The following is a 13,656-nucleotide window of genomic DNA, read 5'->3' as shown; positions in this document are numbered from 1 at the left end:
ACGTTACCCAAGGGCCTGCCGGCCGGGCGAGGCGGGTCGCACGAGACGCCACAATGATGACATGCCGACGATCGAGGAGCTCGCCGCCGATCCGCACGGGGCCCACGCCGCTCTCCGGCAGGTTGGGCCTGTCGTGCCCGTCGCCTCGCTCGGCGGCTGGCTCGTGACGACGCACGCCGCAGCAGCAGCCGTCCTGAGGGACGAGGAGACGTTCACGGTCGACGACCTACGGTTCTCGACCGCCCAGGTGATCGGGAAGTCGATGCTCTCACTCGACGGTGCCGAGCACGCCAGACACCGGTCGCCATTCGCCCGAGGGTTCGGCCGCAGGGCGCTCGAGGAGTTGTACCAGGGGAGGATCGAGCGGACGGCGACCCGGCTCGTCACAGACATCGCCCCGGCGGGATCCGCAGAGATGCGCACCTCTCTCGCTTCCCCGCTCGCCGTCGATTCGGCGGCGACGGTGCTCGGGTTGCGGGACGTCGATCACGCCGAATTGCGGAGCTGGTACGACGCCATCGTCGCTGCCGTCGACGAGATCTCGGCCGGGCGGGAAGCCGGCGGCTCCGGTCGGGTCGCTTTCGAGGCGCTCTCAGTCGCCGTGACCTCGGCGGGCTCAGGGGCGGCGCTCCAGGAGGCGCGCGCCGTCCTCACACCGGCGGAGCTGGCTTCGAACGCGGCGGTGGTGCTGTTCGGTGCGATCGAGACCGGCGAGGGGATGATCGCCAACCTCCTGTGGCACGTGTTCGGCAACGAGGCCATTGCGCGCGCCGCCAGAACGGACGGGTCCCTCGTGAGCAGATCGGTCGAGGAGTCACTGCGGCTCGAGCCCGCCGCCGGGCGCGTCGATCGATATGCGACGCGGGACACGACCGTCGGTGACGCCAGGATCGCCTCGGGGGACCTCGTGATCGTCTCTCTCGCCGCCGCCAATCGCGATCCGGACGTCTTCCCGGATCCCGACCGATTCGATCCGGATCGTGCGAACGTCCGAGACCATCTCGCATTCGCGGTCGGTCCGCACGCCTGCCCGGGGGCCCATCTCGCCCGCTTCGAGGCTGAGGCGGCGCTCGGCGCAGTGTTGGCGGGCGTGCCGGATGCCCGACTCGTTGGTGGGCGATCCGAGGCCCCGACCGGCCTGGTGTTTCGCAAAGCCAAGCGAGTGACCCTCGAGTGGGGCTCGCCGGAGACACGGCAGCATCATCCCGAGCCGTGAGTGTGGTTCGGGGCGGCCGGCCGGCTCCGACGCGCCCAGGCACCAGGCGGCGGCGGCCGCTTTGATAGCCTGGCTCACCGCGCATCGTCGATGAGGAGTGGCGCCATGGACACGAGGGCACGCGTGGTGATCGTCGGGGGTGGCATCGTCGGTGCCGCCGTGGCGTATCACCTCACCGTCATCCACGGATGGCGCGACGTGGTCCTCATCGACAAGGGCCCCCTTCCGTACAACGACGGCTCGACCTCACACGCTCCGGGCGGCGTCGTGGCCGTCGGCCACAACAAGCTCCTCACCGACATGGCCCATTACTCGTCCGACTTGTACGCCACCCTCGATCCGATCGACGACGAACACCTGGTGTACCAGCGTCTCGGCGGGATCGAGCTGGCGAGAACCGACCCTCGACTCGCCGACCTCGTCAGGCTCCACGGCGAGTGCTCAGGATGGGGATACTCGACTCGCATCCTGTCGCCGGCCGAGACGGTCGAGATGATCCCCTTCCTCGACCCGTCGGCCTTCGTCGGGTCGTTGTTCGCCGATGCCAGCGCCATCGTCCGCGGGTATCACGTCGTGGGGGATCTGCTCGCCAAGGCGGCCACCGGCGGCGCCATGACGTGGTACCCCGGCACACCCTTCGTCGGGATCGAGATCGTCGACGGGGCGGTGAGCGCGGTCGTCACCGGCAATCCGGAGGTCGGGACGATCGAGTGCGAATCGGTCGTCATGGCGGCCAACATCTGGTCTCCCGCCCTCACCGAGCAGTTCGGCCTCCGGATCCCCTTGATGGCCTTCGAGCACCAGTACGCGATCACGCCGCCGCTTCCCGAGTGGGAGCACCTGGCGACGGGCGCCCTCGCCGACGAGGCCTCGTACCCACTGTTACGTGACGTCGACACTGCGATGTACTACCGCAAGCATTGGGACCGGCTCGGCATCGGAAGCTACGCCCATGCCCCTCGCCCGGTGCGCTCGGCGGATGTCGGCAAGACCGCCATGCGTGATTTCACCCCCGGGGACTTCGCCGACCCGTGGAAGACCGCGTTGGAACTCGTCCCCGTGCTGCGCGACAAGGAGCCCGTGTTCGAGAAGGCGTACAACGGGATGTTCGCCTTCTCCGTCGACGGCATGCCCATCATCGGGGAGTCGGCGCACATCAGGGGTCTCTGGTCGGCGAACGCAGCCTGGATCACCCACGCCGGGGGCGTTGCCAAGTCTGTCGCCGAGTGGATGGTGGACGGCGACACCGAGTGGGACATGCGCTCCTGCCATCTGTACCGCTTCCCCGAGCACGCCCTGACAGAGGCCTACGTCGGCGCAGTCACCAGGAAGAACTACCGCGAGATCTACGACATCGTCCACCCCAAGCAGCCGATCACCGAGCCGCGCAACGTGCGCCTGACGGCGTTCCATGCTCGGCACGTCGAGGCACGGGCCGTATTCACGGCGTTCGCCGGCCTCGAGTTGCCGAACTGGTACGAGTCGAACTCGGCCCTCGTCGATGTTGCCGACAATCGCGATCGCATCCCCCGCCGATCAGGGTGGGGCGCCGCCTACTGGTCGCCGATCCAGGGCGCCGAGCATCTGGCGATGCGCCAGGCCGCAGGGATGATGGATCTCACGGGGCTTTCGATCATCGAAGTGGACGGCCCCGGGGCCGTCGCCCTCGTCGATCGCCTTTGCACGAATCGTGTCGACGGTCCGGTCGGTCGGGTGGCGTACACGTGCTGGCTGACGGAGCGCGGCGGTGTCAAGAGAGACCTCACGGTTGCCAATATGGGCGCCGACCGCTACTGGATGTTCGTCGGGGAGGGCACTCTCCCGATCGACCTCGCATGGGTGCGTGGTTTGTCCGGAGCCGACGTCTCCGTGCGCGACATCTCGGGCGCCTACTCGGCCGTCGGGCTCTGGGGTCCGGGCGCCCGGGACATTCTCGCCGGAGTGACGAACGCCGACCTCTCCGACGCGGCGTTCCCGTACTTCACGGGACGCTGGATCGACGTCGGGATGGCCCGGTGTTACGCCATGCGGATCTCCTACGTCGGCGAGCTCGGCTGGGAGATCCACATCCCCGTCGATTCGAGTCTCGAGGTCTGGGACGCTCTCAACGACGCCGGGGAGGGCCGTGGCCTCGTACTGTGCGGTCTGGGAGCCATGGACTCGCTTCGCCTCGAGAAGGGGTACCGCCTGTGGGGGGTCGACGTCCACACCGAGTACGACCCGTACGAGGCGGGTCTCGGCTGGACGGTCAAGCTCGGCAAGGGCGACTTCATCGGCCGGGACGCCGCCGCTGCTGCGCATGGTCGCCCGGCGCAGAAAGTGCTGTCGTGCCTGACGCTCACCGATCCGCGAGCGACGCTGATGGGGTACGAGCCGGTGCTCGACGGGGAGCGGGTCGTCGGTCACGTGACGTCCTCGAACTTCGGCTACAGCGTCGGCCTCCAGATCGCCTACGCCTACCTGCCGCCGTCCCTGGCGGTTCAGGGGAAGGGGCTGGCCATCGAGTACTTCGGCGAGAGGTATGACGCCACGGTCGCACACGATCCGTTGTGGGATCCCGACATGAGCCGGATGCGATCGGCATGACGGAAGGGCGCCGCTCGGGCCGCATGAAGCGCTTGGCGGGACGAGCCGAGGCGATCGGCGAATGGATCGCCCAACCTCGGATGAGGATCCCGTACTACGACCTCGTCGGACCTGAGCAGCTCGACCTCGTCCACGACATGTCGATGCGGATCCTCGAGGAAGCGGGCTTGGCCTTCTACGACGACGAGTCGCTGTCGATCCTCCGTGAGCACGGAGCAGCGGTCGGGGACGACAGCGTCGTCCGGTTCGACAGAGGTTTGATCGAGGAGTACGTCTCCCATGCCCCTGCCGAGTTCATGCACACGGCCAGGAACCCGGTCAAGAGCATCGTCATCGGCGGAGACCACATCGCTTTCGCGCCTGCGGCAGGACCGCCGTTCGTGCTCGACCCGGTGGACGGGAGGAGACAGGCGACCCTCGATGACCTGGTCAACTTCATCAAGCTGACGATGGTCTCGCCGTACCTGCATTCTCAAGGCACGGAGATCGTCGTGCCGAACGACGTCCCGTTCCACGAACGGGCGCTCGACATCACATATGCCCACATCAAGCACGGGGACATGCCGATCATGGGGCACTACCCGATCGGCCTTGCAGCCGAGGACAGCCTCGAGATGGCCCGGATCCTGTTCGGCTCTGCCGCCATGGAGACCACCCACGTCATGCACTGCACGGTCAACGTGTCGAGCCCGAGGCGGCTCGACGGCCGCATGCTCGGGACGCTCAAGGCGTACGCCGGGGCCAACCAGATCGTGATGATGACCCCGTTCATCCTCGCCGGAGCGATGGGACCGGCGACGATCCTCGGGACGGTCGCCCAAGCGAATGCCGAGGCCCTCGCCGGCATCGCCTTCACACAGATGGTCCGCAAGGGGGCGCCGTCGATCTTCGGGCCGTTTCTCGCCGTCATCGACCTGCAGAGCGGCTCGCCTGTGTTCGGGGCTGCCGAGAGCACTCTGGCCCAGTTCGTCCTCGCCCAGCTGGCGAGGCGTTACCGACTCCCGTTCAGGGCGGCCGGCACCTACGTCAGCTCGAAGATCGCAGACTCTCAGGCGGGGTACGAGGGGGCCATGTCGATGCTGCCGTCGATGCTGTGCGGGCCGAACTATGTCCTCCACGCGGCGGGCTGGCTCGAGAACGGGCTCACGACCGGCTACGCCAAGTTCATGCTCGACTGCGAGCTCCTCGGCGTGCTCCAGCGCCTCGCCGCCGGCATCGACTGGGACGAGGACGAATGGGCGATGGACTCGATCCTCGCCGTCCCCCCTGGCGGCCACCACCTGGGGACGGAGCATACGTTCAGCCGGTTCCGGACCGCCTTTCACAGGACACCCCTCTTCGACGCCGAGTCGTTCGAGACCTGGAGCCTCAAGGGGGGCCTGGACGCCACCACTCGCGCCTCGGGTGCGCTCGCCGAGGCCTTCGGCCGGTACGAGCCGCCTCCGCTCGACGAGGCGATCGACGAGGAGTTGGGCGACTACATGGAGCGCCGGAGGGGTCAGATCGACCCGGCGGCCTTCCAGTGACCCAGCGGGCCTTCACGCTCGACGGGCGATCCGTGGCGTTCATGGAGGGTGACACGCTCCTCGACGCCATGCTGCGCGCCGGGGAGCTGCCGATGGCCGGGGGATGCCTGTGTTTCGGCGGCGACTGCCCGCACTGTGTCGCAACGGTCGAAGGGGTCTCGTACGTGCGGACGTGCCAGACACCTGCCGAGGAGGGGATCGTCGTGTCGAGGCATCCGGTCGAGGGAGATCCTCCGCTGCCTCCCGGCGTCGACTCCCACGCCGCCTCGGCGACGAACCGGCACGTCGACGTCGTGGTGGTGGGAGCCGGCGAGTCGGGGAGGGCGGCGGCCGCCGAGGCGAGTGCGGCCGGTCGGCGAGTTGCGGTGCTCGACGCCGCTGCCGGTGAGGAGGTCATCGGGATCTATGCCGGACCGATGGTCGTCGCCCGCACTCCACGCGGCATGCTGAACGTGCATTGCCGGTCCGTCGTGGTGGCCGCCGGTGCCGCGGAGATCCAGCCGGTGTGTCCGGGGAGCGACCTGGCCGGCATCGTCACCGGGCGCGCCGCCGAGCGCATGGCGACCCGCCAGATCGAGATGGGCAGGGTCTTCGCCGTCGGATCACCCCCCGCCGGCGTCGCCGCCGCCGTCGACGACGGCGAGCTCGTCCGCTTCGAGGGCGAGGCAGGGAGGGTGACCGCCGTCGTGGTTCGCCGTCCGGACGGCACCGAGGTGAGCCACGAGTGCGACACGGCGGCTGTCGGGCTCGGGCTCCAGCCGCGCGACGCTTTGTTCCGCATGGCCCGTGACCTCGACGTTCGTCTCGTCGGCGAGGCCGCCGAGGAGGCGACGATCCCGCCGTGCCCGCGTGCCGGATTGGTGTGTCCGTGTGCCGGAGTGACGGTCGACGACCTCGATTCCGTTTGGCAGCGCGGGTTTCGCGAGATGGAGCTCGTCAAGCGAGCGACGCTCGCCGGGACGGGAACCTGCCAGGGCGCCGCCTGCCTCCCGCACCTCCGCAGCTTCCTGGCCGATCGCGGCGCCGAGCTGCCGCCACCATTCACGGCCAGGCCGGTGACCCGCCAAGTGACCTTCGGGGAGGTGTCGGCGGGGTGGCACCTCCCCGCCGTGCCGCGCACCGCGCTCGACGCCGAGCACCGAGCGCTCGGCGCCCACATGGACAGGGTGGGCGGCTGGTGGCGCCCGTGGCACTACGGCGATGTCGACGCCGAGTACCACGCAGTGCGCCATGCCGTGTCCGTGGGCGACGTCAGCACGCTCGGCAAGATGATCGTTACCGGACCGGGCGCCGCCGAGCTCGTAGAGCGCTTGTACCCGACCAGGGTCGCCGACCTTGCCCCGGGGCGCGCTCGATACGTCCTCATGCTCAACGAGCGGGGCTACGTCGCGGACGACGGGCTCGTCTGCCGGGAGGACGAGACCAGGTTCATATTGACGTTCACGTCCGGAGGATCGACGTGGGCCGAGATGTGGGTCCGTGATTGGGCGGCGTCCTGGGGCCTCGACGTCCGGATCATGAACACCACGACGAGCCTGGGCGCCGTCAACGTGACCGGTCCCGGGGCGCGTGACCTGCTCGCACTCGCCGGCGTCGCCGAGCCGCCCGGCTACATGCGGCACGCCGCCGCCGAGGTGGCGGGAGTGCCGTGCCGCATCTTCCGCCTCAGCTTCACGGGTGAGCTCTCGTACGAGCTGCATCATCCTGCGGAGCGCTCAGCCGAGCTGTGGCGAGCGCTGCTCGGCTTGGGACGGGGGCTCGGCATCGCTCCGCACGGTGTCGCCGCGTTGCTGCGGCTCCGGCTCGAGAAGGGCCACGTCATCGTGGGCCAAGACACCGACTTCGACTCGACGCCGCGTCGCCTCGGGCTGCCGTGGGCCGTCAAGACGGACAAGCCGGATTTCATCGGCAAGCAGGCCGTGTTGCGGACGGACGCCATCCCGCTCGACAAGCAGCTCGTCGGCTTCGAGATGGACGGCGAAGCACCGCTCGAGGGAGCCGTGATCCGCGTCGGCGACGCCTATGCCGGGTACGTGACGTCGAGCACGGCCTCGCCGGTCCTCGGCAGAGCGGTGATGCTCGGATGGCTTCGACTGTTCGACGGTGCCCTGCCGGACGCCGTCACGATCGATGGACGCCCGGCGAGGCGGGCCTCGCTTCCTTTCTACGACCCGGAGGGTGCTCGTGCCAGGGGTTGAGCGCCTGGCGGGGATCAGGGTCGTCGCTGAACCGGCCGCCCTCGACGCCGCCCGGTTCGAGGGTGCTGTGGCGGTTCTGCGGATAGCCGCAGACGAGGCGTACGCCGTCGGCGCCTCGGGTGTCGAGCTCGATGACGCCTCCGCAATCGTCACGGTCGAGGCGTCTCTCAGCGGCATTTGGCTCGCGGTCCGTGACGCCGAGTCGTGGCTCGAGCGGGAGTGCTCCTGGGAGCTGCCGACCGAGCGCCCCGCCTTCGCTCAAGGCATGGTCGCCGGCATCGCGACGAAGCTCTGGCTCGAGCACGACCGGGTCCTCGTCGTCTTCCCGGCGACGATGGCGGCCGACGCCGAGGAGCGGCTGGCGTGAACGAGTTCATCGAGGCGAAGGTGGCGCTCACGTGGCACGACCCGAGGCCGGTGTACGACGTAGTCATCATCGGGGGTGGCGGACACGGGCTGGCCACCGCCTATTACCTGGCGACGAGGCACGGCATATCCAACATCGCCGTTCTGGAGCGCAGCTACATCGGCGGCGGCAACAGCGGCCGGAACACGACGGTCATCCGGGCCAACTACGGGATTCCCGAAGCCGTCGCCTTCTACCAGCACAGCCTCGACCTGTACGCCTCACTCGAGCAGGAGACCGGGCGCTGGCTGATGCACTCGACGAAGGGTCTGCTGTGGCTCGTCCACACCGAGGCGGGCCTGCGAGCCGAGCGCGCCAGAGCGGCGGTCAACAGGGCTTTCGGCGCCGAGACCCACTTCGTGGAGCCTGGCGACATCGCCCGCATCGCCCCTGAGGTGGACCTGAAGGCGGGAGGGGGGAAGTACCCCGTGATCGGAGGGTCGTATCACGTCAAGGGGGCAACCGCCCGCCACGACCGGGTGGTGTGGGCACTCGCCGAGGGCGCCATCAACCATGGGGTCCACGTCATCCAGCGCATCGAAGTCACGGGCCTGCAGGTGGCCGCAGGCAGGGTCGTCGGCGTGGAGACGAACCGGGGGAGCATCGCGGCCGGCACGGTGGTCTCCGCGGTCGGCGGCCACGTCTCGGGGCTCGCTGCCATGGCGGGGATCCGCCTCCCCATCAGGAGCCATCCACTGCAGGCGTTCGTCACGAACCACTACGCGAGGAGCTTCGACCCGATCGTCGCCTCGACCGACTTGCTCTTCTACGCCTCGCAGACGGCGAGGGGAGAGATGCTGATCGGCGCCGAGATAGACAGGCAGCCGAGCTACTCGTACCGGTCGGGCCACCACTTCCTGAGCTCGTGCGCCCACCGGGCGATGGTGCTCCTGCCGTTCCTGCGGGACCTGCGGGTCCTCCGGCAATGGACGGGGATCTGCGACATGTCGCCCGACTACTCGCCGATCATGGGCCGAACCGGGGTCGACGGTTTCCTCGTCACGACGGGGTGGGGCACGTGGGGCTTCAAGGCGATCCCGGCGGGAGGCGAGCAGCTGGCGAAGCTCATCGCAACCGGTGCAGTGCCAGAGCTGATCGCACCGTTTGCACTCGACCGCTTCGCAGCCGACAGGACCATGGCGGATCGGGGCTCGGCGGGGACCCACTGATGAGCATTCGCATCCCGTGTGACCATTGCGGAGAGCGTCCTATCGAGGAGTACCTCTACGGCGAGATCTTCGACGTGCCGGACACCATCACCGACCCACTCGAGCGCGATCTCGACCGGGCCTTCATGCACGGCAACGTGGAGGGCCCCGTGACGGAGGCTTGGTTCCATCTCTTCGGTTGCCGTCGCTGGGTCCGGGTCACGAGGGACACCCGCAGCGACGACGTGCTCGGGTAGCTCGGCGACATCACGATTCGTTCACGTCGGCTTATGCCGCCGTTCAACGTCGTTCGATAGGGTGACGGTGTGCGCGGTGCATGACGAGGAGGAGATGATGGTGACGAGAAGCAGGAGAGTGTGGATCGTGCTGGCGGTGACATCGCTGCTGGCCGCCATGCTCGTGCAGGCTCCCGCAGCCATCGCGGGGCGCTCCAGAGGCCATTCCGGTCCCACCGTTCGGTTTGCGACCTACAACGCCTCTCTCAACCGGGGCGCGGCAGGGGCACTGGCGGCCGAGCTTGCGACGCCGGGGAGCCCGCAGCCGGACGCGGTCGCAGAGATCATTCAGCGGGCCCGTCCCGACGTGGTGCTCGTCAACGAGTTCGACTTCGATCCGGCCGCCCTCGAGCTCTTCCAGGAGAACTACCTGGAGGTGGCGCACGGCACCGCGGCGCCCATCCGGTACCGCTACAGCTTCATCGCCCCGTCGAACACCGGGGTGTTCTCCGGTTTCGACTATGACAACAGTGGGGCGGCGGGCGACTTCGTCCCTGGGGACTCGTACGGCTTCGGCTTCTTCCCCGGCCAGTTCGGCATGGCGGTGCTCTCGAAGTACCCCATCGACCATCTCGAGGCGAGGACGTTCCAGCTCTTCAAGTGGAAGGACATGCCCGGAGCACTGCTGCCCGACGACCCGGGGACCGCAGCTCCGGGGGACTGGTACACGCCGGGCCCCGAGCTCGATTCGTTCCGGCTCTCATCGAAGAGCCACTGGGACCTGCCCATCAGAATCGGCGGGAAGACCGTGCACTTTCTCGTGAGCCATCCGACGCCTCCCGTCTTCGACGACCCTCCGACGTTCCCGGAGGGTGTCGACTTCAACGGCAAGCGCAACCACGACGAGATCCGGTTCTGGGCCGACTACGTGAGTCCCCACAGAGGCCGGTACATCTACGACGACGCAGGCAGGAGGGGCGGCTTGCGTCCCGGCGCACTGTTCGTGATCGCCGGGGACCAGAACTCGGATCCGCTCGATGGCGACAGCATCCCCGGTTCGGCGCAGCTGCTCATCGAGCATCCACTCATCAACACCAAGGTGACCCCGTCGAGCCCTGGAGGGCCCGAGCAGTCGGCACTGCAGGGTGGGGCGAACCTGACGCATCTGAGCGACCCGGCATTCGACACCGCCGACTTCTCGGATACCGCGCCGGGAAACCTGCGAGCGGATTACGTGCTGCCACGGCGGAACATGAAGATCGCCGCCGCGGCGGTGTTCTGGCCGCTGATGAGCGATCCGCTGTTCGCGCTCGTCGGCGCATCCGACCACCGGCTCGTTTGGATCGACGTGCGGTTGCACCACAGCCATCGTCACCACTGACGGTCGGGCACCCGGCGAGCGGTGAAGGCAGTCCGCCGCCACCGCCGCCGGTGGCGCGGCGTCGACAAGCACAATCCCTCTGTACCGCGTCATCGAGGTCGACCCTTCGGACGAACAGGGCACTCTCGCAGCCGCTCCCGGTCATTTCGGGCACGTCACGCTCCAGACCACTGCAGAATCCGACACCCTGTCGTCGCCGCGGGCGACCGAGCCGCAGAGGCACACGTTCGTTGCTCCCAGGCTTGCGGCAACCTCTATGAGTTCGGCAGCGTGGGCCTTGACATGCGCCATCCTTGGAGACGCGGTCACGTCACCATGGTTGCAGAGCCTGACCAGGACCCGATCTGCTAGACAGTTAACGAAAGTTACAGTAAGCTTAGTTAGCGATGCTGCAACTTAGTCAACGACCCCTCACCGGCTCCGACGCCGATCGTGCGCTGTTCACCAACCGACACAGTGAGCTCGAGCGTCTCGAACAGGCCGCCAAGCTCGATTTCAACGTACTTCTCCTCGGCGAGCGGGGGAGCGGAGTCACCTCAGTGATGCAACAGCATCTTCGCCGTCTCCGCGAACAGGGCCGGGCCGCCTTCTACGTGTCTGCTGTGAGAGCCGAGAGCCTAGCTGAGGTGCTCGATGCGATCCGCATCGGCGTGCTTGGGCGTCGGCAGGGTTACACGGCGGAAGAGCCTGGTGAACTGGACATGGACGCTTTGATGGGTCGCCCGCGGATGCCGAAGACCGAGCCTCGCACCCTCCACTTCGCAGGTGATCCGGATCCGCTGGCGAACCTTCGCTTTGTCGGCGCCACGTTGCTCGAAGCTCAGGAGTCGTCCGAGAAGTCGATGGTGCTCCTCGATGATGTGAGAGACTCCGCCCTCGTCCACAGTCTCTTCGGCCGCTACCGAGACGAAGTGTGGGAGGTCCCCATCAGGTGGGTGGTCGCCGGTCAGACCTCGCGCCGCAGCCACTATCTCGAGCCGCCCGCTGACGCGTTCTTCGACACCGAAGTCACCCTCGAGCCACTAGGCGAGACCGCCGCCGGGCATTTGGTCAGCACCCGCCTTCGGGGTGCAGCACCAGCAGATGACGATGCCGCCAACCGGATCAGGGCCCAGCTCACCGAGATCATCGAACGTGGCGGCGGGAACCCGCGCCGCCTACTCGCCGCAGCACGGGACGCCACGCTACGCACACCCGAGGAGACGGCCGCCACCGACGTCGTGTTCGCTGCCGCTGAAGCGCTTGGCATCTCGGAACTGGCTGCCGTACGGCACCTCCACACAAACGGGCCGACCAGCGCCTCGGACCCTGAGCTCCTCGAGGATCTCGGAATCGGCCGAGCCCGAGCCACACAGGTATTTCGCCACCTCGAGGAGAACGGGCTCGTGGTGGCCACTAACGACAAGAGCGGAGTGGGACGGCCCCGCAAGATGTACGCCATCAAGACGTCGATCGAGGAGCCAGCGACATGAGCAACCAGGTGCTGCTCGATCTCCAGGCGGCGCATGCCTTCGATGCCGCACCCCTACGCCACGACCTCGGCATCTATCACGTACCCTTTGGCGAACTCACCGACGTCGATTCTCCCGAGGACCGACTTCGGGGGGTCGCCGACCGAGGTGAGCGCACCGTCGTTGTCGGCCGGCCCGGATCCGGCAAGTCCAGCCTCATCGAACACGTCCTGGGCCCCACCGCAGAACGCGTCGCCCCGATCCTGGTGCCCGTCTCAGGAGAGCCGTCCGATCTCGCCGGCAACGTACAAGGCGTCGCCGGACTCATCATCCAAACCATTGTCGATCACAGCCACCTCCCCGAAAGAGACCGCACCTCTGCGCTGAAAAGCGCCGCATCGACACGCTCCATCCAGCCCTCGACAAGAACCAACCGCCTCACGGTCGGAGGAGCCTGGATGGGAGCAGAGCTCAAAGCGGCTATCGACCAGCAAGTCCCGCCGACCCTGGAGCTGCCACGCACAGCACAGGCCAGCCTCGAAGTCGTCGACCAGCTCCTCACACTCATCCAGGGCGACGACCTGATGCCAGTCCTTGTGTTCGATGACACAGACCGATGGTTCCGAGGCGACGACCAGCACGAGCGCACCGCCCAAGCCTTCTTCTCCAGAGTCCTCCCCGAACTGAGGGAACGACCGGCGGGGTTGGTCGTCTCGATGCAGTCCTCCTACCTCGACGATGACACACTGTCTGGTGACCTCCGCGCCACCTTCGAGACTCGCATCGACATTCCCGCCCTGACCTCTACCGATGCACTCTCCCGCGTCCTGCAGTCCAGAGTCGTCGCCCACGCAGGCGACGTCGCCCTGAGCGAAGTCATAGACCAGGCCGCGGTCGACCGCCTTTACAACCTCTATCACACAGATTTCGCCGGTGCCCTCCGTGACGTGATCCGCACCGCCCACGTCGCCCTGACCGAAGCCTGCAATATCCGGTTTCCCACCGTCACCGTCGAACTGATCGACCAGGCGGCCGCCTGGTGAGGCGAGTGAGGGCGGCGCAGCCCGCAACCGGCGAGAAGGAAGGCGGCTACGCACGTGGCGGACCATCGCGCCAAGTCGAATGATCCGCTCGCTGCCCTCCGACGCATCTGCCTGTCGCTTCCGGAGACGACCGAGCGGCTCAGCCACGGGGAGCCGACCTGGTTCGTGCGAGACAAGAAGGTCTTCGTCACGTATGCGAACCGGCATCACGACGACCGGATCGCCTTCTGGTGCGCCGCCCATGACGGTGTGCAGGAGTCGCGCCTCGCCGAAGATCCCGATCGGTTCTTTCGGCCGCCGTACGTCGGGCATCGCGGGTGGCTAGGGGTCTACGTCGACGGGCCGGTCGACTGGGCTGACGTCGAGGACCTCGTCGAGGAGGCGTATCGAATCGTCGCCCCGGCTCGCTTGGCGGCGTCGCTCGACGACGAGAGCTGACTCCGGGGGCGGAGCAACGTTGGTCGG

11 protein-coding genes are annotated in these 13,656 nt (G+C 67.7%); all 11 read left to right on the top strand.

From position 1 onward, the window contains the following. Positions 1 to 61 precede the first annotated feature (61 nt). The 11 genes from VGC47_08735 to VGC47_08685 all read left to right on the top strand — a co-directional run bounded on the left by VGC47_08735 (position 62) and on the right by VGC47_08685 (position 13,629). Positions 62 to 1,216 carry a cytochrome P450 gene (locus VGC47_08735; GenBank protein ID HEX9855385.1) on the top strand — a complete coding sequence of 385 codons (1,155 nt, stop codon included), beginning with the start codon at positions 62 to 64 and terminating at the stop codon, positions 1,214 to 1,216. 105 nt (positions 1,217 to 1,321) lie between these two features. Beyond that, on the top strand, positions 1,322 to 3,802 hold the full coding sequence (locus tag VGC47_08730; GenBank protein HEX9855384.1) for an FAD-dependent oxidoreductase: 2,481 nt from the start codon (positions 1,322 to 1,324) through the stop codon (positions 3,800 to 3,802). Continuing rightward, positions 3,799 to 5,328, top strand: coding sequence for a trimethylamine methyltransferase family protein (locus VGC47_08725; protein HEX9855383.1), 1,530 nt, complete (start codon positions 3,799 to 3,801; stop codon positions 5,326 to 5,328). The genes VGC47_08730 and VGC47_08725 overlap by 4 nt, the downstream gene beginning before the upstream one ends. Then, on the top strand, positions 5,325 to 7,526 hold the full coding sequence (locus VGC47_08720; protein ID HEX9855382.1) for a 2Fe-2S iron-sulfur cluster-binding protein: 2,202 nt from the start codon (positions 5,325 to 5,327) through the stop codon (positions 7,524 to 7,526). Before VGC47_08725 ends, VGC47_08720 begins: the two co-directional genes overlap by 4 nt. Further along, the gene (locus tag VGC47_08715; GenBank protein HEX9855381.1) at positions 7,513 to 7,893 is read left to right on the top strand and encodes a hypothetical protein; all 381 of its coding nucleotides are present in this window, start codon (positions 7,513 to 7,515) and stop codon (positions 7,891 to 7,893) included. Before VGC47_08720 ends, VGC47_08715 begins: the two co-directional genes overlap by 14 nt. Next, the gene (locus VGC47_08710) at positions 7,890 to 9,101 is read left to right on the top strand and encodes an FAD-dependent oxidoreductase (protein HEX9855380.1); all 1,212 of its coding nucleotides are present in this window, start codon (positions 7,890 to 7,892) and stop codon (positions 9,099 to 9,101) included. The genes VGC47_08715 and VGC47_08710 overlap by 4 nt, the downstream gene beginning before the upstream one ends. Continuing rightward, positions 9,101 to 9,337 (top strand): sarcosine oxidase subunit delta, encoded by a 237-nt coding sequence (locus VGC47_08705; protein ID HEX9855379.1) that lies wholly within the window; start codon positions 9,101 to 9,103, stop codon positions 9,335 to 9,337. The genes VGC47_08710 and VGC47_08705 overlap by 1 nt, the downstream gene beginning before the upstream one ends. A gap of 157 nt (positions 9,338 to 9,494) precedes the next feature. Then, on the top strand, positions 9,495 to 10,697 hold the full coding sequence (locus VGC47_08700; protein ID HEX9855378.1) for an endonuclease/exonuclease/phosphatase family protein: 1,203 nt from the start codon (positions 9,495 to 9,497) through the stop codon (positions 10,695 to 10,697). Positions 10,698 to 11,083: 386 nt separating this feature from the next. Beyond that, positions 11,084 to 12,169: a hypothetical protein gene (locus tag VGC47_08695; GenBank protein HEX9855377.1), complete on the top strand. Its 1,086-nt coding sequence runs from the start codon at positions 11,084 to 11,086 to the stop codon at positions 12,167 to 12,169. Positions 12,170 to 12,177: 8 nt separating this feature from the next. Then, entirely contained in the window at positions 12,178 to 13,191 is a 1,014-nt protein-coding gene (locus tag VGC47_08690) for a hypothetical protein (protein ID HEX9855376.1), read from the top strand. Positions 13,192 to 13,245: 54 nt separating this feature from the next. Continuing rightward, positions 13,246 to 13,629, top strand: a complete 384-nt coding sequence (locus tag VGC47_08685; GenBank protein HEX9855375.1) for an MmcQ/YjbR family DNA-binding protein — start codon at positions 13,246 to 13,248, stop codon at positions 13,627 to 13,629. Positions 13,630 to 13,656: the final 27 nt, after the last annotated feature.

Source organism: Acidimicrobiia bacterium (genome assembly GCA_036396535.1).
Taxonomy (GTDB): Bacteria; Actinomycetota; Acidimicrobiia; order Spongiisociales; family UBA5794; genus DASWKR01.
The sequence above is the reverse complement of the archived record's forward strand: the minus strand, read 5'-3'. Positions and strand labels throughout refer to the sequence as shown.